Consider the following 18,453-nt stretch of genomic DNA (forward strand, 5'->3'; position numbering starts at 1 on the left):
ACTGGGAATTGTGTAACATCATCCCAAAATTAAATACTTTATTGTCTGTCGCCATTTGTATCTTTAATAGTAGTAAAAGAACATTTTTATAATCAAAAAAAAATAAGATATGGCAGAGATTAAAATTGAGAAAAAGAAACTGATATGGCCGTGGATTGCACTAGTACTTATAATTGGAGCAATTATATACTACGTTTATTTTACAGATCATGAAGCTCATAGTGAAAGCACAATAGAAGTCGAAAACACTACAAGTGCACAATAAGAAAGAATAAACGGAAAACAGTAAAAACATTATTGTTATTTCGTTCGGGATGGGCAATTAACAATTAACTGTAGCAGTAGGAGTGTGGGCTGATATCAGCTCTAGTCCTGCTGTAACCGGCATAAATAGAGTATAAATAGTATTTATAAAAAGATTATGGAAAATAAAGACAAAAACTTATACAGACTAGACGAATTATCTAATTATAAAGTTGCTTCAAATTATTCTGATGTAAGAGGATGGAAGATAGTAGACGCTGATAACCATACCATAGGTAAAATTGATAATCTGTGGGTGAATAAAGATATGCAACGCGTGGTCTACCTGGATGTGAAATTAGACAAAGGATTAATAGAGGACAACCGGAATGAGGTGCGTGATGTTATTGCGAACGATAATGGAAAGGAGTTTATCTACAAAGAAGGAGACAGCCATATTATTATACCAATTGGATCCGTAAACATAAATAAGGATACAAAAATTGTCATGGCTAACAGTATAGGGTATGATACCTTTAGAAATACAAGCAGATATAATAGGGAAAATAATTTTGACAGAGACTATGAAAGAAAAGTAATGAAGTCTTATTATCCTGAAAATGATCCTAACTATGATAGTAACGATGATACTTTTTATAAGCGTAGGGAATTTGACAACCACTAATGATAGACATATAGCATTAAGCTGGTAAACAGAATAAAAAACTCCAAAATCATTGATTTGGAGTTTTTTTATTGATAATTCCAAATAGACAAATTTCAAACGATTTGCTCCAGGATTTGAAGAAATGAAAAAAGTGATATTATTTGGATTTAAATCATGTCAACAGATTGAGATTTAGTAAGTTAAGCTCTGTGCTTAATGGATATTCGGAGTGTAACAAGTCCCAGAGGACAGGGGGGAAGTGTGTTCCATTATTCACCTTGCACAACCAGCAGTTTACAATTAATCTTTATATTTGGAAGATTAAATTAATAAAATGAGCGAAAAAACGAAACCGTATGCCTTACTAACTGGCGCCAGCAAAGGCATTGGAAAAGCTATTGCTTATGAATTGGCCAAACAGGGTTATCCGCTATTGCTTGTTGCAAGAAGTAACGAGGAATTAAAAGCACTATCTGATGAGCTTCAGGTTAAATACGGCATCAATGCGCCTTTTTTATCGATTGATCTTTCGGTAAATGGTGCAGCTCAAAAAGTAACCGATTGGATAAAAACGAATAACTATCCCGTTGGCTTTTTAGTGAACAACGCCGGTTATGGTGTGTGGGGCGATTTTAGTCAGTCTCCTTTAACCGATCAGCTTGGCATGATGCAGCTTAACATGAATGTCGTTGTAGAACTTTCACATTTATTAGTTCCCATACTTTCACAAGAAAAACAAGCGTACATTTTAAATATATCGAGTACTGCTGCTTACCAGGCTGTACCAACGCTGGCTGTTTATTCGGCTACAAAGGCTTTTGTCTTATCGTTTACGCGTGCCTTGCGTTTTGAACTTAAGCAAACTTCCATTTCAGTTACCTGTTTTAGTCCAGGTCCGGTTGATACTGGTTTTGCTTCAAGAGCTGGTTTAGATGCTTTTAGCAAAATGGCCGAAAAGTTTAATATGCAGCCTGATGAAGTTGCAAAAATGGCCGTAAAAGCCATGTTCAATAAAAAATCAGAAGTTATTCCGGGTTTTACCAATATCATTTCGGTTTATGCCAACCGTATACTACCAAAGGCTTTTATCGAAAAAACCGCTGCCGGAATTTATAAAATTTAATTTTTAGGAAAAAAAAATTAAAAAAAATCTTTGCAAAAAGATAAATTATATTACATTTGTTTAAATATCTACTAATTCTATAGAGTATGTCTAATAAAAGAAATATTTTTAATTTTACTAAGAGTCAAATGCACGCAAATATTCGAATGCGAATGTGCTGTTGTTGCTGTTGCTAATCATTTAGAGAAAATTAAAACACTATTATTTCATTTATTAAATCATATATCACATGGTATCTTCTTATAAAACTTTTACCCTTACTGAGCAATTAACTGCTGAGCAAATCAACTTTTTTAACGAACATGGTTTCATCCATTTCAAAAAATTTATAAACCCGGAAACGGTTTCATCCATCATTGATGCGTCAAAACAAGTGGAGCAAAAATGGATTGACAACGACCTTCAAAAAGTAAATGGCGTTCCCATTAAATACGGAAAAGATTTAGATGGTTCCCCTATTGTACAACGTTTTGCTTTTATCAATCAGCATCATCAAGCCTTAAGCGGTCTTTTACTTGATCCAAGATTCAATAGTTTATTACCATTGGCAGGTGAGGGCTCAAGATTAGGTACAGAAGAAAAAGACGGAATGGTTTTCAATCATTATATCAACGGGCCGGAAAGTAAGTTTACTAAAATGGGCTGGCATACAGACGGTTTGAGAGATATTTTTTATGGTGGAAAATTAAACCCAATGTTAAATGTGGGTATTCACTTAAGCACTTTACAACCCGAAAACGGTGGCCTTAAAATCATTCCGGGTACGCACAAGCAAAGTATTTACCAAATGCTTTTTCGTAAAAAGTATTTTTTAGATAATAAACCCGATCCGCAGGAAGTTGCTATCAATCCGGAAGCTGGAGATTTAACCATTCACGATGGCCGTTTGTGGCACAGGGTGGCAGAATCAAGTATTCGTGGCGAAGAAAGCAGAAGGAGAGTTATTTATGTTCCAATTATAGCAGGAAAATATGCTCCTAAAGATGAGAATAGTCCAACGGTTTTCTATCAACGTTTTGCAGGTATTGTTAAATAATTATGCTGATTGTACTCGCAGTTAGTTATCTGGTTAGATCAGGTAAGCTAAAAAGAACCACGGATTTTTTTAAAAATACGCAAAGAAAAATAAAATATTATAAACTAAAATTGGCTTACTCTCAGGCTTAGTAATATTATTTATTAATGGGAAAAGAAACACAGGTTGAAGGTTTTAGTGCCATTGCGCAAAGAACATTTTCAGACCGTCAGCGAACTAATATTTTAAAAAGAGCAGAACAGTTAACGATTGCATTTTTGCTTCCAAAGGTGCCTAAATTCATTTCGCCAAACATACTCACTTTAATGGGTACATTGGGTTCTGGACTTGTTTTTTTAGCTTTTGTTTTAGGAACTTATGTAGCAAATGGGTATTTGCTTTTGGGTATTATCGGATTGGCTATAAATTGGTTAGGCGATTCTTTAGATGGAAGACTGGCTTACTACAGAAATATTCCACGTCGTTGGTATGGTTTTGCACTCGATATTATTGCCGATTGGATTGGTATTGTACTTATAGGCTTTGGCTACTACATTTATGCCGAAAATGGCACACAAATAGTAGCCTTTGCTTTTGTCGCCTTGTATGGCTGGTCTATTATCATCAGTCAGTTACGCTACAAAATTACCAACGAATACAGTATAGATTCTGGCGCTGTCGGCCCAACCGAACTTCGATTTATTATTGCTTTCATTTTAATTGTAGAAGTTTTATTTCCCGGATCAATTACCTATTTGGCTGGCTTAATCACTATTATATTGCTTATACTTAATATTATAGACAGCGTAAAGCTTTTAAAGCTGGGCGATTTAAAAGATAAAAACCACAATTGATAAATAACAATTTTTATAATGTCGTATTTTGAAATTAAAATAGCTTAAATAACAAATTGATTTCAATTCCTTATCTGCAATATTGGGACTTTTGACTTTAGAACTTTTAAACTTTCGACTTACTTATGTTCAGTAAAAAATCCATTTTCACTTTTCTACGAGCACAAGTAGCGGCATTTTTAGGAGGCATTACCGATTATGGTTTGATGATTTTATTGACAGAAGTATTCAAATTGCATTTTACCTTTTCAATTCTAATCTCCGGAACCGTTGGCGCCATTATCAATTTCAGCATCAATAGATTTTGGGTATTTAAAAATCAATCGGGTTATAGCAGTCCCATCAACAGTCAGCTTTTTAAATTTGCGTTGGTGGTATTGGGAAGCATTTCCTTAAAATCATTCGGTACGCTTATTTTGCAAAAGGTATTTCAAATCGATTATAGAATCGGAAGATTAATCATCGATAGTTTTGTTTCTTATGGCTTTAATTATCCACTTATTAAATATTGGGTTTTTAGGGTAAACGAAAAACAGAATGTAATCGAATCAAATTAGTGTATAAATAATTATGGCAAATCAAATCCGTTTTTATCCACGTTTTTACGAAGTAAATCTGTTTTATCCGCGTCAAAATTAGACGCTGATTTTACTGATTCGCTAAAGCGAAAACGCTGATAAAAACGGATTTTTCTAATTACTTTCCTGATTAAACCTTTAAATAATTTTATAGTTTTTCCCTTAATTTAGGGGGTATAAAAAATTTCTCTATGAATAAATTACCATTTAAAAATTTCACAAAAGCACTAATCGCTATAACGCTCTTAGTCAATATAATTTCCGGAAATCTATCGGCCCAATCCAAAAATCCATCACCATTAAATTTTCCAACGCCTAAAAACATAGATAATATGCTATTTTACATTCAGCGAGACCCCAATACAAACACTGCTATTTATACCATAAACTACCAGGAAAATGGAAAAATAAACAAAAGCAATCCTATAAAAGCCTACTGGATTCGCTACGCTGAGAAAGGAGAAAAAGAAGATTTTAATTATATACAACGCAAATTTGCCTACGGAATAGAAAGTAAATCCTTAGATAATGAGGAGTTTGAGCTTCAATTTGTATCGTATAAAAAGCTACCCTTAATCTTGAAAAAGATGGATTCAGATCAAAAATATCATGTTTTTGTAAATGTAAACCAGAAAAAAATTCAGGTAGAAAAAATATTTGTGCGCATTGAAGGAGGTTCTTTTTGGTTGCCAAATGTTAAGTATGCTGAAATTACGGGAATTGATGCTTCTTCTAATAAAATGATTACGGAAAGGATGTTGTTATAATAAGAATAGTATTTAATTTTCTTTATTTTCGTGGTCTTTATGAAATTTAATAGAGTCTGTCTTTATGGTTTTTAAAGTGGATTCTATCATTTTTCTCCGAGAAGCAACATATTCCTTTTCGGAAATAAGATGAAGACTGTCCATTTCTCTTTGTAGTTTAAAATACTTCGTAGAGGTAGTTCTAGTAGTGTAATTCCAAACCATCTCCATATCGTTCAGAAATTTATTTCGAACATAAATAATTCCATTTTCTTCAACATAATCCACTCTAGAATCATCCAAAATCCATTTTATATTCTTATAATAGCTAGCAGAAATCTCATTTGGCTTGGCAAATTTATAGAAGTCATTTTGAAAGAATATTATTTGGCGATCGTATCCTTTTGAAATTACCGGCCGAAGTTCGACATATCTATTTTCCCAGTAATAGTAACCGGAAGACAAAACAACTAGAGCGGTTAATGTTATGTATATTTTTTTTTTCATTATTCTATTTTAATTTTAGTTTTAAATCTCCTGAAGAATTAAATTGAAAGGTTACATTGAAGATTTGCTTCCACTGACTACGCATCTCAAATGGTTTAGCCCCGCAATATTTTTCGACTAATAAAGCATCTGAATCGCCAATATTTCCAAAACCGTAAATATAAGCAGATGCTCCTTTATGCCAATCGTATCTATCATTCCACGAATGTATTATTTCACCCGACAGTTTGTAGTTATTATTCTTTTTTGTGACTTTAAAATTGCATTTTGAACTTAATGTACTATTACCACTTGCATAGTACAATTCTCCAAAAATCCCTGCTCTTACTAGCTTATCATAATAAGTTGAAAAATTATCAGTCCTTTGCTCTTGCAGACTTAGTAGAAAAAGTCCAAATTTAGAGTCTTCGTCATTTTCAAAACGTTCAATATTTAGATTTTCTGCAGAAATAACTTCCCTTTGTTTTCTCAACCAATTAAAGTCTATTGTTTTTGTAAAACCAGTACCGTCTAACCACCATTGTAAACAATCTGCTGCCATAATAAAATTTCTTTCCCTGGCTTTTTTAATCATTTCAAGGTAATTCTTTTTTAACATTAAAGCTTTTTCTTTTTCGCTCAGTTGAAGATAGAAGCTTCTAGCTTTTGGATTTCCTTGTTCATTCCAAAAAGGGTTTCCAAATAATTTTTTGTACTCTGTAGGATCTAAATCAGTTTTTGTTTTAAAAATATCTTCATTCATATTTTATAATGTTAGGTAATTATTTAGTTATCTCTCAAATTTGAGATATGTAAATAATTATCATGTCCAGAATAAGATTTAAAAATATCACTAAAAGTCTAAATATTTTTTTTGTATAAATTAGTATTTTTTAGGTTTAATTTAGGGGCGTGAAAAGCATAGATTTTTTCCACCGCTCTCTGAAGCATTCTCATGAAGTCTCTGCTTTTCAATTATATTTGTTTTTTATCATAGAATGCGCAGCGTAAAGAAGAACACTTCGTAGAACGGGGTTTGAGCTTCAATTTGTATCGTATAAAAAGTTACCCTTAACCCTGAAAAAGATGGATTCAGATCAAAAATATCATGTTTTTGTAAATGTAAATCAGAAAAAAATTCAGGTAGAAAAAATATTTGTGCGCATTGAAGGAGGTTCTTTTTGGTTGCCCAATGTAAAGTATGCCGAAGTTACCGGAATTGATGCTTCCTCCAATAAAACAATTACGGAAAGAATGTTATTAAAGTAAGATAGCTGTATACTTTGATGTGCCAAGGTTGACCTTTCCAATTTGATACAAATACAAACCGGCCGCGTAAAATCAGCCGGTTTGTATTTGTAAAGATTTTATTTTATGTTTTGTATACAAGCAGATTTACCATTCACCATTACATCAACCAGTCCTAAATTTTCATTAAAAGTTGTTCTTACATAACTACCCTTAACGAGAACAACAGCACCATAAATTTTTCCACTTTTTTCTGATACAAAATTAAATACTACCCTTTTGTTATCAGGGCTAATACTCAGTTCATAACTTGTAAATTCTGTGTTTTTTATAGCAAATTCCTGTTTGGTATCAATTATTTTATCACCGACGTAAAAATTGACCACCTTATCACTTAAGCTTATATCAGGATAATATTCATTAACTTTTTTTAGCAAATCATATTGTGCCGCGCTTGCATTCTCACTTTTTGATGTAATGTTTTGTGAAAATGAAGCTATTGAAAACATAAAACCTAGAATTAAGATGTACTTTTTCATAATGTTGATTTTTAATTTTTAGAAAAAACAGGTTTAAATTATGAAGCAATTTACGAATATTATTTTTATAAATAACTATATTACAAGTTGTTATGATTCATTTCGAGGGTGTAAAAAATGTTCTCAGTTAGTGCTCTTATTCCCAATAGACCAATACTCAAAAATAGTCCCGATCGCCCGGATATTCGCAACGATAGCGCGGAAATTCTTTCCGTGCCCATTTCTATATTAATATAAAATAGATTTTATTTTTTTTATAGGTTGGAATAATATGGAAAACCGTAAGCAAGCGTATTAAAAAAAGTTTAGCTTTGATATGATAACTTTAAAGAATAAAAAATGAAAAAATTATTACTATTTAGTTTTCTGATGCTTTGCTTCAATTTAAATGCTCAAATAATAAGAAGTGAAGATACTGTTAAGCCTGATAAAGAGATATGTATAGGAGTGGGGAATTACTGTTCAACTTGGTTTAAAGATCTTGTTTACTTTAGGTTTCCTGATAATTCATTTACAGAAATAAAAGTACAGTGGTATTATACTTTGAAGAAAAATGAATTAGATGAAATTTATAATGAAATAGATCGAGTCTTCGCTCTTTCAGAATTTCCAAAGGGTACAAGTTTTGAGTTTACCAATTTTGAAGGAAAAAAAATAACAGTAATGTTTCATAAATCTGGATATAAAGGAGTTAGTTTCGTTAATTATGTTAATGTTGCCCCTACAATCGGAAATCCAAAGGGGATCGTAACTCAATTAACTGACAAATTAAACAAAAGGCAAGTAGATAAATTGTTTGGAAGAGAAAAATAAATTTTTGATTATTAGCCTCGCCCGCCGAAGTGTTCTCATGAAAAGCTGCGCAAATGTCTCTGACTTTGCGCTTTTTTTTGTTCCTTAGAAATTATAAACCTGATAAAAGTCTCCCGACTTTTAACTGTTAGTTCTTATTATTGTCGTGGATTTTTTGCATTCAGGAAAAATAATCTAAGAAAATTAGTTTTAAAGTCAGAGACTTTATGAAGTCTCTGTTTTTCAATTATATTTGTTTAAAATGGTGCAAAGTCAGAGACATTTTCCAGCGTAAAGAAGAACACTTCTTGGAGCGGGTTGGAGAAGATCAAAAAAACGAATCAGATTGATTCTGTAACAGGATAAAATATCGCTTATTTAAATTTTAGCATACAAGATTATCACAGTAGAAAAATAAAAAACCACATTTTCATTTGTGCGAAAATGTGGTTTTTAACTTATATATGCTTTTGAATTTACTCGACTATTATTTTTCTAACAATAGTAGATTTTTCACTTTCTAAATACACATAATAAATCCCTTTTGGGAATCCTGATAAATTGATGCTATTAGTGTTTGAACCATTGGTAAATTTGGTAGCTGTTACCAACTTTCCTAATACATCGTAAACGGTTGCTTTTTCTAACACAATGTTGTCAATGTGTAATTCTCCTTTGGTTGGATTAGGGTAAACGGCGATTTTGTCAAAAATCACATCTTCGATTCCTAAAGTACAAGCTGTTTTCGAATAAATTGCTGCTGCATCTTTGGCTGTTGACCAATTGGCATTAGCAAAAGCAACATCATCTACCAGAATACAGGATAGTTGAGCATTTATTTTGAAATTGACATTGGCCAATTTGATATTGTTTCCATTGCTTAAATTCAAATAAGTCAATTTATTATTGGAGCAATTTACATCTGTAAGAAGCGTATTCTTAGAAAGGTCTAAACTTACTATCTGATTGTAAGAACAACTCAATTTAGTCAACGATAAATTTTTAGAAACGTCTAAGACGGTCAGTTGGCTGGTAACGCTGCTTTTGCCATTGGTTTTGTTATTGATTGTTGTAATTCCATCACAATACAGTTCTGTAAGTTGCGTATTTTTAGAAACATCCAAAGCCGATAAAGGATTATTGGAACAATCCAAATATTTCAATGCCGTATTTTGGGAAACATTTATTGTGGTTAAGGAATTTCCTTTGCAAATCAAGGTTTCTAAAGAGGTAAAATTTTCGATTCCTGATAAATCAGTAATGCCGGAATTGGACACATCTAAAGTTATCACATTTGTTATGCTGGACAATAAAACCGAACCATTTTTAATAGTATCTATGCCTAAAGCGATTAATTGGTCTTCAAACGCACTACTAACTGCAACATCAGAAGGAGGACAACTTGTACTATAACTTGCTGTAACATCTTTGGCAGTAGCCCAATTAGCATTAGAATAAGCAACATCATCTACCTCAATACAACTCAACTTAGGGTTGTTTTTAAAATCACTATTGCTTAAATTAACATTCTTTCCATTCTTCAAATTTAAACTAGTTAATTGATTATTATTACAATCTACCTTTGTTAAAGCAGTATTTCTGGAAGCATCTAAAGTCGTTAATTGATTATCATAACAACCTAAATATGTCAAAGCAGTATTTTTAGAAACATCTAAAGTCAATAATTTATTTGAAGAGCAATTTAATGTTTGCAAAGCAGTATTATTAGAAACATCTAAAAATGTTAAATTATTAGGATTACATACTAAGAATGTTAAAGCAGTATTTTTAGAAATATCTAAAATTGTTAATTCGTTAGAGTCACAAACTAAACCTCTTAAGGCAGTATTTTTAGAAAGATCTAAAGTAGTTAATTGATTACCGGTACAATGAAGTATCTCTAAAGCCAAAAAATCCTGAATTCCGGTTAAATCAGTAATTTCACTAGTGGTAACATCCAAAAAAATCAATGAAGAAATACTCGCTGTTAACACTTTTCCATCAGGTATACCAGAATCGATCCCCTGAGTAATTAGTTCTTTTTCAAAATTTATATCAGGGATAAGGGTGTATTGAACAGCAACTGAGCAATCTGTGCTATATCCTGCCGAAGCATCTTTGGCTGTAGCCCAGTTAGTAGCAGAATAAGAAGCATTATCGACCTGAATACAACTTAAATTAGGGTTGTTTGTAAAGTTCTTTGTACTTAAATAAGTATTAGATCCAGTCTTCAAATTTAAACTCGTTAATTGATTTGAACTACAGTTTAAAGAATGTATAGAAGTATTCTTAGAAACATCTAAATTCATTAATTGATTTCCGCTACAATTTAATATGTATAAACCCACAAACGATTGAATACCGGCTAAGTCAGTAATAGAACTATTGGATACATCCAAATCAGTTACTGTATTTACTTTATAAGTTGGCACTTGTCCATCAACTGCTCCGGAATCAATTCCTAAAGTGATTAACTTTTTTTCAAAATTCACATCAGGAATAAGGGTGGAAGATAGGCAATCTTGATTATAACTTGCCGTAGCGTCTTTATATGACTTCCAACGGGCATTAGAATAATAATCATTATCTACCTGAATACAACTTAAATTAGGGTTGTTTGTAAATTTGTAGTTGATAAAATAACTATTATTTCCGTTCTTTAAATTTAAACTCGTTAATTGATTTGAATTACAATCTATAGATTTTAAAACAGTATTCTTAGAAACATCTAAAGCCGTTAATTGATTAGAATAACAATATAGTTCGATTAAAGCAATATTAGTAGAAACATCTAAAGCTGTTAATTGATTAGAATAACAATATAATTTTGTTAAAAGAATATTTTTAGAAATATCGAAACTTGTTAATTGATTAGAATAACATTTTAATTCTGTCAAAGAAATATTTTGAGAAACATTTAAGCTTGTTAATTGATTAGAATAACAATGAAGATTTGTTAAAGCAATATTCTCAGAAACATCTAAAGCCGTTAATTGATTAGAATAACAATATAAATAGGTTAGAGCAACATTCTTAGAAACATTTAAAGCCGTTAATTGATTAGAATAACAATATAAATGGGCTAGAGCAACATTCGTAGAAACATCTAAAGCCGTTAATTGATTACCACTACAATCTAATGTCTCTAAAGCCACAAAATCCTGAATTCCGGTTAAATTACTAATAGAACTACCGGAAACACCCAAAGAAGTTACTCCAGAAATCTTAGAAGTTGGCACTTTTCCGTCTACTGCACCGGAATCAAATCCTAAAGAGATTAACTTTTTCTCAAAATTCACATCCGGAATAAGCGTGTATTGAACAACGACAGGTGTGCAATCTAAATTATAAATCGCCTCAGAATCTTTGGCAGTAGCCCAATTTTCATTAGCATAAGCCACATTATCTACCAGAATACAGCTTAAGTTGGGATTGCCATTAAAGAGACTACTCGTTCTTAACTTAGCGTTATTTCCATTCTGCAAGTTCAGTCCAGTTAATTCATTAAAAGAACAATTTAAGTATGTTAAAGCAGTATTCCTGGAAAAATCTAAAGTCTTTAATTGATTATCATAACAATGCAACTCTGTTAAAGCAGTATTGCTCGAAACATCCAAAGTTGTTAGTAGATTATTATAACAGCGTAACTCTGTTAAAGCAGTATTCCTGGAAACATCTACAGCCGTTAAGAAATTGTCTCCAAAACTTAAGTACGTTAAAGCAGTATTTCTGGAAACATCTAAAGCTGTTAAGTGATTGGTATCACAAAGCAAAGATTTCAAAGCGGTAAAATCCTGAATCCCGGTTAAATCAGCAATGAAACCTACTCCTCTAACATTCAAAGTAGTCAGGGTGTTTATTTTTGAAGTCAAAACTTTACCATCCGGTGTTCCGGAATCAATTCCCTGACGTATTAGTTCACCTTCAAAATACCCATCGGGGATCAGAGTGTATTGGGCAAAGGAAGTTGTGCTTACCAAAAACAGTAAAAAGAGTAGTTTTATTTTCATAGGTGTTTTTTTGTTAATATTAAGATTCCAAATGTATAGAATATTAGCTAATATCTTATGTAAACTGTTAAAGAAATCTAAAAAAAGTGTTCGGCTAAAGAAATTTTCTCCCAGCTCTGCGAAGTCTTTCTTATGCCTAATTTCTAACTTTTGTATATGATTGATTACGGATCAATCTCAAAACCCGGGAAAAGATGTCAAAATAAAACAAGAGACTTGCAATCTAACAATTTGAGATGCCCCTATAGATCTTTTAAAATTTATACCCCCTCATTTTTTAGTAGATCACTTTGATGTAGTTTCTACCGCTAACACAAAGGAATTGCTACATCTTTATTTTGAGCAGAAAATTAAGCCCCTACAAGAGTTTAATGCATTTGAGTTAGTCCCTAAAGGTTTTCAGGATGAGATTACTATTCAGGATTTCCGTTCCCTGGCAGCAGTCTATAGAGACGGGTAGCCAGTGGCCGTTTTATGGCTGGAGGTTCCCGTGTATGGTTCATTTTGTCCGTCGCTTAATCAACGTTTTGGTATTTTAACTATCTTTGGTTCATGGCTTAACGAACGCGGACCTGACCCGATGGGCCGCACCGAAATGTTATACCTAACCTACGAACCGCAATAAAATAACCGATAAAAACATGAAGTATTCTTTTTTTCTTGCTCTCTTCATATCGATTAATACATATGCCCAGAAGGTTGAAGTATTGCTGATAGGCGTCTCGCATAACTATAGCAGTTATCCTCAGCAAGATTTTTCAGGCATCCATGGCAAAATCAAAAAATTCAAGCCAACAGCTTTTTTTGGGGAGTTTTTGAGCAGGGAAGATGAGCGGCTTGTCATGGATTACTGGTGCAAGCAGGATAACATCAAGCGCCTGGAAACACTTCGAAAAAACCGAAATATAGCAACAGATGTGCTTCCAAAAACCATTGACAGTTTGAGGAAATTATCCCAGCTAGACCCAAAAGACTATCGGGTTAAAGTCGATCTGGCACATGCCTATTACCTTGATCAGGATGTTCCAAACGGCCACTATCAATTTTGGCAAGTTTTTAACCATTTACAGCAGACGCCGGATATTGAGCTTGAAAATTACGTCAATAAATTACTCAGTCCTCAATCAGATGTAACGGGACGAAGCATGAAAAGGCTAAAAACTTCTGAATATGCATTTATCGCATTCCCAATGATGCAGGAAATGAAAATCCCGGAATTGCTTCCCATGGACTGCCAGGATTATGATTTGAATTGGACAGCATCATCAATTGCCTTCCATAATAAATTTAAGACATTCAGGGAAGATACGATTGCATCTTATAAAGATGACCTGAACGCAATCCTTGCTAAAAGGGACAGTGGGTTTGGAAAAAATGCAGGCATCGAAAAAAACTCAAAAACAGTAACAGAATGGCTAAACACCGATGAAGCGTCTGCTATTTTTGCCTCGGGGGATTTTTATTTTCCTGAGATGTACGATATGAAAAATTTCCCTAAAGAAGAAATGCTTTCGCAAATACATTGGTGGCTCATGAGAAATAAGGGAATGTGTGATAATGTCGTAAATAGGGCAAGGGCTTCCGGTATGAAAAAAGTGGTTGTCATTGCCGGAGCTAATCATAGGAAGTATATGCGGGATATATTCAGGAAAATGCCAGATGTAATGGTAAGAAATATCAATGAGATGGAATAGCAGAAAGCAGATTCAGAAATAAACCAATTTCGTTTTCGGTGCTTTGATAGCATATTTTGTATGGCTTGCTTTCAGTTCTATCAAAAAAACCGCCAATTTTCGATCAGAAAATCGGCGGTTTTTTTTTGGGGTGGGAGCAGGCTCAGCCGATTGGAATCGGTAGCTGCCTGATATCTAATTTGGTAAACAAAATAGATATCTGACAAAAAAAGGAACAAAAGATGATTTTTATCTTTTGTCCCGGGAAGTGTCTCTACGATACAATTTACAAATCATTTTATAAATGATTTAAAGAAATTGACTTATTTTCAAGTGAATTTATAAGAATAATTATTTAATAATCAATTGAAAAGAGGTTTGTATGTATCGTAGGGGATAAATATTTAAAACGTTGCTACTAAAGACAAGAGGAGCTAGCTTCACATTCGAATGTACATTCGGCAGACTTGTATTTACTGAGTTTCTACTTCTTGTAAAATCATCTGCCACGATTTCCAAGATTAGTCACCGCTTAAAAATGCCAACTCTTTTTTTTAATTTATTGTTTTTCAGTACTGTATGGGTTAAAATGGCATGAATTAATGTAAAATTGGCATTTACGCCAATTCTAAAGTTTCCTAACTTTGTAATATGAAAAACAAGTTGATAGTTATAGTTGCGATACCTGATATGCTAATGATGGATGTTGCTGGTCCATTGGATGCATTTCGTGTGGCAAATTATCTCATAGATGAGCAAAGTAAACAAACTGCACCAGCTAAATATGATATTCTAGTTGCCTCAGCGACAGACGAATTAATTATAGGTGAAAGCCATGGTCTGAACTTTAGTTGTAATACTAGAGCGGTGGATATCACTGAGCCAATTGACACGCTAATCATTAGCGGCTTTTCGTTTAAACCGGATATGGAAGCTTATCGTGTCTTTTTGGATTGGTTACAGCAAAATTCTGCTAGTATTCGCCGTATATGTTCGGTTTGTGTTGGAGCATTTTTGTTGGCTGAATCTGGATTGTTAGATGGTAAACCGGCCACTACTCACTGGTTGTACTGCGATTTACTTAAAAAGAATTATCCGCTTATTCAGATAGAATCAAGACCTATTTATGTTGAGCAAGATAACATATACTCTTCAGCAGGAGCTTCGGCCGGTATCGACTTGTGTTTGGCTTTAATTGAAGAAGATTTAGGAAGTGAAATGAGTCTTTCAATAGCCAAAATACTAGTTATGTATTTGCAACGACATGGCAATCAGACACAATACAGTAATTTTCTTGCGCAACCCGTGGCCAGTAGTGCTAGTATAAAAAAAATACATATATGGATAACAGAAAATTTGAACAAGCCAATCACTGTAGGGAATTTAGCGGAAAAGGCAGGAATGAGTTTGAGAAACTTCAACAGGATTTTTACTACTGAAACAGGCGTTACTCCTGCTAAATATGTAGAAAAAGTTAGATTGGAAGCTGCTAAAAAGTACTTAGAAGAGACTGACCATGAATTAAAAAATATTGTACGCCTTACAGGTTTTGGCTCAATAGATACTATGCGAGGAGTTTTCATGAAACATTATCAAATATCTCCCTCAGTTTACCGAGCCCAATTTCAAAAATCAATTTTCAGTTCCTAAAATGTTACTATTAAATATTTAAAAATAATAACTACAAAATTACTTAAAAATGGAATCAAAAAATTTCCCACAGTTCAACGAAAAAGAAACTATTAAAGTTGCGTTTCTTGTATTTGACCAAGTAGAAGCACTTGATTTGAACGGTCCTATGGATATATTTGCCAAGGCTAATTTTTTTACCAAAAAATTTGAGCTTTTCACCGTTTCGGCAACTGACAGCCTTGTATATTCTGAAGGCAGCGTTCTACAAATGAAAGCTACTTATAACTTTTCTAATGCGCCACAGGCCGACATTATAGTGATTCCCGGTGCAGAACCATCACTTGCAAAAAAGATTGCCGATACCAATACTGAGATTTCCCAATGGATTAAAAGTCAGCATCAAGGAACTACATTGACATTTTCGATTTGTACGGGCGCTGTTATTCTAGCTGCGACTGGAATCCTTAATAACAAAAAGGCTACAACTCATTTTGGAGCATTGGACAATTTAAGGGAGCATGAAAATATTAATGTTGTTGAAAACGTACGTTATGTATTAGATGGAAAAGTGCTTACAACAGCGGGAATAACTTCTGGTTTAGATGGAACATTATATGTGATTGAAGAAATCTTGGGAAAAGAAATGGCAGATAACATTTCAAATATTTTGATTTATAATCGCTATGCTGATTTGAGTTTCATGAATAATTAATAAAGGTTCATTTGGAAGACTAACGGACTTATTGATAATAGATTTTATTTTGTTTGAACTTCAACGATCCTCTTAATCGAACTTTAATGGTTGAAAGGATTACCCCTAAAGTGTTAAAAAATAAGCACCACAAACTCCCCATTAAAATTTTGGTTGCTAATATTTCTGTTTTTCGCTTTTATATTGGCGAAATATGATAATTATTTGGATTTAAAAACTGGTAATAATTTGATTTTAGTGTTTTGTAATTCAGGTCTAGTTGTTGCCAAACAATTGGTGAGATCGAGTATTAACTTTAACTTTTAATAAGTATGAAAACGAGTGATGTTATTAAGTTAGTAAGACCTACTGTTTTTGCAATTACACTGATGGTAGTTGGCTGCACCCAAACCGGTAAAGCTCCAAATGCCGTTTCAGAAACAACAACCCAAAGTAAATCTGATACACAAGTCGACTTTGCTACAGACCCACATCTGGATAAAGATGTAAGGAAATTTCTTAAGGTTCTTAACGCCAAGGGCAAGCCTTTAGAAAGCTTGTCGCCTGTAGATGCTAAGAAGGCATTATCTGACGGACAGGCATCTGTCAAAGTAGATCTCTCAGGTATTGACGTTGCCTCAAAAAATATCGATTTCGAGGGAAAATCAATTAAATTAAAAATTGTACGTCCAAAAGGTGTAAAAGAAAAGCTGCCAGTGTTTGTATTTATACATGGCGGAGGATGGATTTTGGGTGATTACCCAACTCATGAACGCATGGTACGAGATTTAGTAGTGCGAACAGGATACGCCTGCGTATTTGTAGACTATACAAGAACTCCTGATGCACAGTTTCCAGTTGCAATAAACGAAATATATGCTTCGACAAAATGGGTTTCTGAAAATGGGCAAGAAATTAATGTCGACGGTAAAAACCTTGCTATTATTGGAAATAGTGTAGGTGGTAATATGACTGTAGTTACAGCACTAATGGCCAAAGAGAAAAGTGGTCCTGAGATTAAGGGATTAGTACTGTTATGGCCAATAGTAGATGCTGATTTTGAGACAGCATCCTACAAGAAATTCGGCAAAGATCGTTTCCTTACTACTTCAACTATGAAATGGATGTTTGATTTGTATCTTCCTGATGTTACAGCCCGCAAAGATAGATATGTCTCACCCCTTCAAGCAACTGAGGAGCAGCTTAAAGGTCTGCCACCTACACTTATTATCACGGCTGAAAATGATGTACTTAGAGATGAAGGCGAAGCATTTGGAAGAAAACTGGATGCCGCAGGGGTTGACGTAATCACAACACGTTACAATGGAATGATTCACGATTTTGGACTTCTAAATGGCCTAGCCACACTTCCTGCAACGGTAGCTTGTTTTGATCAGTCAGCTGAGCAATTAAAAAGATATCTGGGCAAATAAACTACTAATCCATTAGTAAGGGATCATAAGGGTAAGAATGGTAGTCTGACTATCTTTCTTACCTGCTATTCCAAGGAATCTTACTTTAAATATATAAATATAATATGCTTGAATATGAAAGACTTAAAAAGAACAGATAATGAATCACTTTCACTAATTGTATCTCCAAAAATGAATGCAATGGAGAAAGGTGAGACAATCTTTAATCCAGTTCTTTTTGAGAATATTTGCAGGCGGCTGGAAAAATTACAGCCTGATGCAAAGGCCCTATGGGGCAAGCTGAATTGTACTCAGATGCTGAATCATTTGAAAGTTTCTACTGGATCAGGAATGGTAATCTACAGACTAAAAGATGAGAGCTCATTTGTGTACAGAAACCTGATAAAGTATTTAGTACTTTGCATCCTGAATCGTTTACCAAAAAAAGCAAGCGCCCCTTCAGGATTTAGTATTGAAATGAATTACGATCTGGATTTTAATACAGAAAAGAATATGGCATTGGACATTGTTGCGATGGCACATGAATCCAATTTCCTAAAGTATCCTCATCCTTTGTTTGGCGAAATGTCAAAAGCGCATTGGGGTAGGTTGGTTTACCGGCACTATGATCATCATTTGCGTCAATTTGGTTTTTAGCCACGGTTACTCCCAAAGAATAGATATTATGAAAACGTTCATAATCAAAGGCAATATTTCAATAGTAATAAAATCCAAAGGTAGATT

At 33.5% G+C, this 18,453-nt stretch carries 17 protein-coding genes and 1 pseudogene; 14 read left to right on the forward strand and 4 right to left on the reverse strand.

The window, feature by feature from the left end; all coding sequences use genetic code 11:
- Window positions 1–109: 109 nt before the first annotated feature.
- From AC3ITQ_RS15565 to AC3ITQ_RS15595, 7 genes are all read left to right on the forward strand, one after another.
- A complete protein-coding gene (locus tag AC3ITQ_RS15565; protein WP_375031772.1) occupies window positions 110–265 on the forward strand; it encodes a hypothetical protein in 156 nt (51 codons plus the stop codon).
- A gap of 156 nt (window positions 266–421) precedes the next feature.
- The gene (locus AC3ITQ_RS15570; protein ID WP_489235083.1) at window positions 422–928 is read left to right on the forward strand and encodes a PRC-barrel domain-containing protein; all 507 of its coding nucleotides are present in this window, start codon (window positions 422–424) and stop codon (window positions 926–928) included.
- Between the two features lie 316 nt (window positions 929–1,244).
- Window positions 1,245–2,033: an SDR family NAD(P)-dependent oxidoreductase gene (locus AC3ITQ_RS15575; RefSeq protein WP_489235084.1), complete on the forward strand. Its 789-nt coding sequence runs from the start codon at window positions 1,245–1,247 to the stop codon at window positions 2,031–2,033.
- A 229-nt stretch (window positions 2,034–2,262) separates the two neighbouring features.
- The gene (locus AC3ITQ_RS15580; protein ID WP_489235085.1) at window positions 2,263–3,069 is read left to right on the forward strand and encodes a phytanoyl-CoA dioxygenase family protein; all 807 of its coding nucleotides are present in this window, start codon (window positions 2,263–2,265) and stop codon (window positions 3,067–3,069) included.
- A gap of 146 nt (window positions 3,070–3,215) precedes the next feature.
- Window positions 3,216–3,902 carry a CDP-alcohol phosphatidyltransferase family protein gene (locus AC3ITQ_RS15585; RefSeq protein WP_489235086.1) on the forward strand — a complete coding sequence of 229 codons (687 nt, stop codon included), beginning with the start codon at window positions 3,216–3,218 and terminating at the stop codon, window positions 3,900–3,902.
- A gap of 125 nt (window positions 3,903–4,027) precedes the next feature.
- Entirely contained in the window at window positions 4,028–4,459 is a 432-nt protein-coding gene (locus tag AC3ITQ_RS15590) for a GtrA family protein (protein WP_489235087.1), read from the forward strand.
- Window positions 4,460–4,671: 212 nt separating this feature from the next.
- Window positions 4,672–5,247, forward strand: coding sequence for a DUF4833 domain-containing protein (locus AC3ITQ_RS15595; RefSeq protein ID WP_489235088.1), 576 nt, complete (start codon window positions 4,672–4,674; stop codon window positions 5,245–5,247).
- 12 nt (window positions 5,248–5,259) lie between these two features.
- Here the strand turns inward: AC3ITQ_RS15595 and AC3ITQ_RS15600 are convergent, their stop codons facing one another.
- Both AC3ITQ_RS15600 and AC3ITQ_RS15605 read right to left on the reverse strand, forming a co-directional pair.
- Window positions 5,260–5,733 carry a hypothetical protein gene (locus AC3ITQ_RS15600; RefSeq protein ID WP_489235089.1) on the reverse strand — a complete coding sequence of 158 codons (474 nt, stop codon included), beginning with the start codon at window positions 5,731–5,733 and terminating at the stop codon, window positions 5,260–5,262.
- Window positions 5,734–5,737: 4 nt separating this feature from the next.
- Window positions 5,738–6,475 carry a hypothetical protein gene (locus tag AC3ITQ_RS15605; protein ID WP_489235090.1) on the reverse strand — a complete coding sequence of 246 codons (738 nt, stop codon included), beginning with the start codon at window positions 6,473–6,475 and terminating at the stop codon, window positions 5,738–5,740.
- Between the two features lie 281 nt (window positions 6,476–6,756).
- Here AC3ITQ_RS15605 and AC3ITQ_RS15610 point away from each other — a divergent pair.
- Window positions 6,757–6,981 (forward strand): annotated as a pseudogene (locus AC3ITQ_RS15610) (DUF4833 domain-containing protein); the annotation flags it as partial.
- A gap of 98 nt (window positions 6,982–7,079) precedes the next feature.
- On the opposite strand, the gene AC3ITQ_RS15615 reads toward AC3ITQ_RS15610, so the two are convergent.
- Window positions 7,080–7,499 (reverse strand): hypothetical protein, encoded by a 420-nt coding sequence (locus AC3ITQ_RS15615; RefSeq protein WP_194655947.1) that lies wholly within the window; start codon window positions 7,497–7,499, stop codon window positions 7,080–7,082.
- 339 nt (window positions 7,500–7,838) lie between these two features.
- On the opposite strand from AC3ITQ_RS15615, the gene AC3ITQ_RS15620 reads away from it, so the two are divergent.
- Window positions 7,839–8,312, forward strand: a complete 474-nt coding sequence (locus tag AC3ITQ_RS15620; RefSeq protein WP_489235091.1) for a hypothetical protein — start codon at window positions 7,839–7,841, stop codon at window positions 8,310–8,312.
- 455 nt (window positions 8,313–8,767) lie between these two features.
- On the opposite strand, the gene AC3ITQ_RS15625 is transcribed toward AC3ITQ_RS15620, so the two are convergent.
- Window positions 8,768–12,301, reverse strand: coding sequence for a T9SS type A sorting domain-containing protein (locus tag AC3ITQ_RS15625; protein ID WP_489235092.1), 3,534 nt, complete (start codon window positions 12,299–12,301; stop codon window positions 8,768–8,770).
- A gap of 641 nt (window positions 12,302–12,942) precedes the next feature.
- Between AC3ITQ_RS15625 and AC3ITQ_RS15630 the strand changes: the two genes are divergently transcribed.
- From AC3ITQ_RS15630 to AC3ITQ_RS15650, 5 genes are all read left to right on the forward strand, one after another.
- On the forward strand, window positions 12,943–13,995 hold the full coding sequence (locus AC3ITQ_RS15630; protein ID WP_489235093.1) for a DUF5694 domain-containing protein: 1,053 nt from the start codon (window positions 12,943–12,945) through the stop codon (window positions 13,993–13,995).
- A 630-nt stretch (window positions 13,996–14,625) separates the two neighbouring features.
- Complete coding sequence (locus AC3ITQ_RS15635) at window positions 14,626–15,624, forward strand: GlxA family transcriptional regulator (RefSeq protein WP_489235094.1); 999 nt, start codon at window positions 14,626–14,628, stop codon at window positions 15,622–15,624.
- Between the two features lie 49 nt (window positions 15,625–15,673).
- Entirely contained in the window at window positions 15,674–16,318 is a 645-nt protein-coding gene (locus tag AC3ITQ_RS15640; RefSeq protein WP_489235095.1) for a DJ-1/PfpI family protein, read from the forward strand.
- A 311-nt stretch (window positions 16,319–16,629) separates the two neighbouring features.
- Window positions 16,630–17,730 carry an alpha/beta hydrolase gene (locus AC3ITQ_RS15645; RefSeq protein ID WP_489235096.1) on the forward strand — a complete coding sequence of 367 codons (1,101 nt, stop codon included), beginning with the start codon at window positions 16,630–16,632 and terminating at the stop codon, window positions 17,728–17,730.
- 114 nt (window positions 17,731–17,844) lie between these two features.
- Window positions 17,845–18,366, forward strand: a complete 522-nt coding sequence (locus AC3ITQ_RS15650) for a DUF1569 domain-containing protein (protein WP_489235097.1) — start codon at window positions 17,845–17,847, stop codon at window positions 18,364–18,366.
- Window positions 18,367–18,453 lie beyond the last annotated feature (87 nt).

This window comes from Flavobacterium sp. KH_001 (assembly GCF_057840745.1).

Coding starts and splice junctions, on each gene's coding strand:
- AC3ITQ_RS15565 (WP_375031772.1), top strand. CDS start 110: ATGGCAGAGATTAAAATTGAGAAAAAGAAACTGATATGGCCGTGGATT.
- AC3ITQ_RS15570 (WP_489235083.1), top strand. CDS start 422: ATGGAAAATAAAGACAAAAACTTATACAGACTAGACGAATTATCTAAT.
- AC3ITQ_RS15575 (WP_489235084.1), top strand. CDS start 1,245: ATGAGCGAAAAAACGAAACCGTATGCCTTACTAACTGGCGCCAGCAAA.
- AC3ITQ_RS15580 (WP_489235085.1), top strand. CDS start 2,263: ATGGTATCTTCTTATAAAACTTTTACCCTTACTGAGCAATTAACTGCT.
- AC3ITQ_RS15585 (WP_489235086.1), top strand. CDS start 3,216: ATGGGAAAAGAAACACAGGTTGAAGGTTTTAGTGCCATTGCGCAAAGA.
- AC3ITQ_RS15590 (WP_489235087.1), top strand. CDS start 4,028: ATGTTCAGTAAAAAATCCATTTTCACTTTTCTACGAGCACAAGTAGCG.
- AC3ITQ_RS15595 (WP_489235088.1), top strand. CDS start 4,672: ATGAATAAATTACCATTTAAAAATTTCACAAAAGCACTAATCGCTATA.
- AC3ITQ_RS15600 (WP_489235089.1), bottom strand. CDS start 5,733: ATGAAAAAAAAAATATACATAACATTAACCGCTCTAGTTGTTTTGTCT.
- AC3ITQ_RS15605 (WP_489235090.1), bottom strand. CDS start 6,475: ATGAATGAAGATATTTTTAAAACAAAAACTGATTTAGATCCTACAGAG.
- AC3ITQ_RS15615 (WP_194655947.1), bottom strand. CDS start 7,499: ATGAAAAAGTACATCTTAATTCTAGGTTTTATGTTTTCAATAGCTTCA.
- AC3ITQ_RS15620 (WP_489235091.1), top strand. CDS start 7,839: ATGAAAAAATTATTACTATTTAGTTTTCTGATGCTTTGCTTCAATTTA.
- AC3ITQ_RS15625 (WP_489235092.1), bottom strand. CDS start 12,301: ATGAAAATAAAACTACTCTTTTTACTGTTTTTGGTAAGCACAACTTCC.
- AC3ITQ_RS15630 (WP_489235093.1), top strand. CDS start 12,943: ATGAAGTATTCTTTTTTTCTTGCTCTCTTCATATCGATTAATACATAT.
- AC3ITQ_RS15635 (WP_489235094.1), top strand. CDS start 14,626: ATGAAAAACAAGTTGATAGTTATAGTTGCGATACCTGATATGCTAATG.
- AC3ITQ_RS15640 (WP_489235095.1), top strand. CDS start 15,674: ATGGAATCAAAAAATTTCCCACAGTTCAACGAAAAAGAAACTATTAAA.
- AC3ITQ_RS15645 (WP_489235096.1), top strand. CDS start 16,630: ATGAAAACGAGTGATGTTATTAAGTTAGTAAGACCTACTGTTTTTGCA.
- AC3ITQ_RS15650 (WP_489235097.1), top strand. CDS start 17,845: ATGAAAGACTTAAAAAGAACAGATAATGAATCACTTTCACTAATTGTA.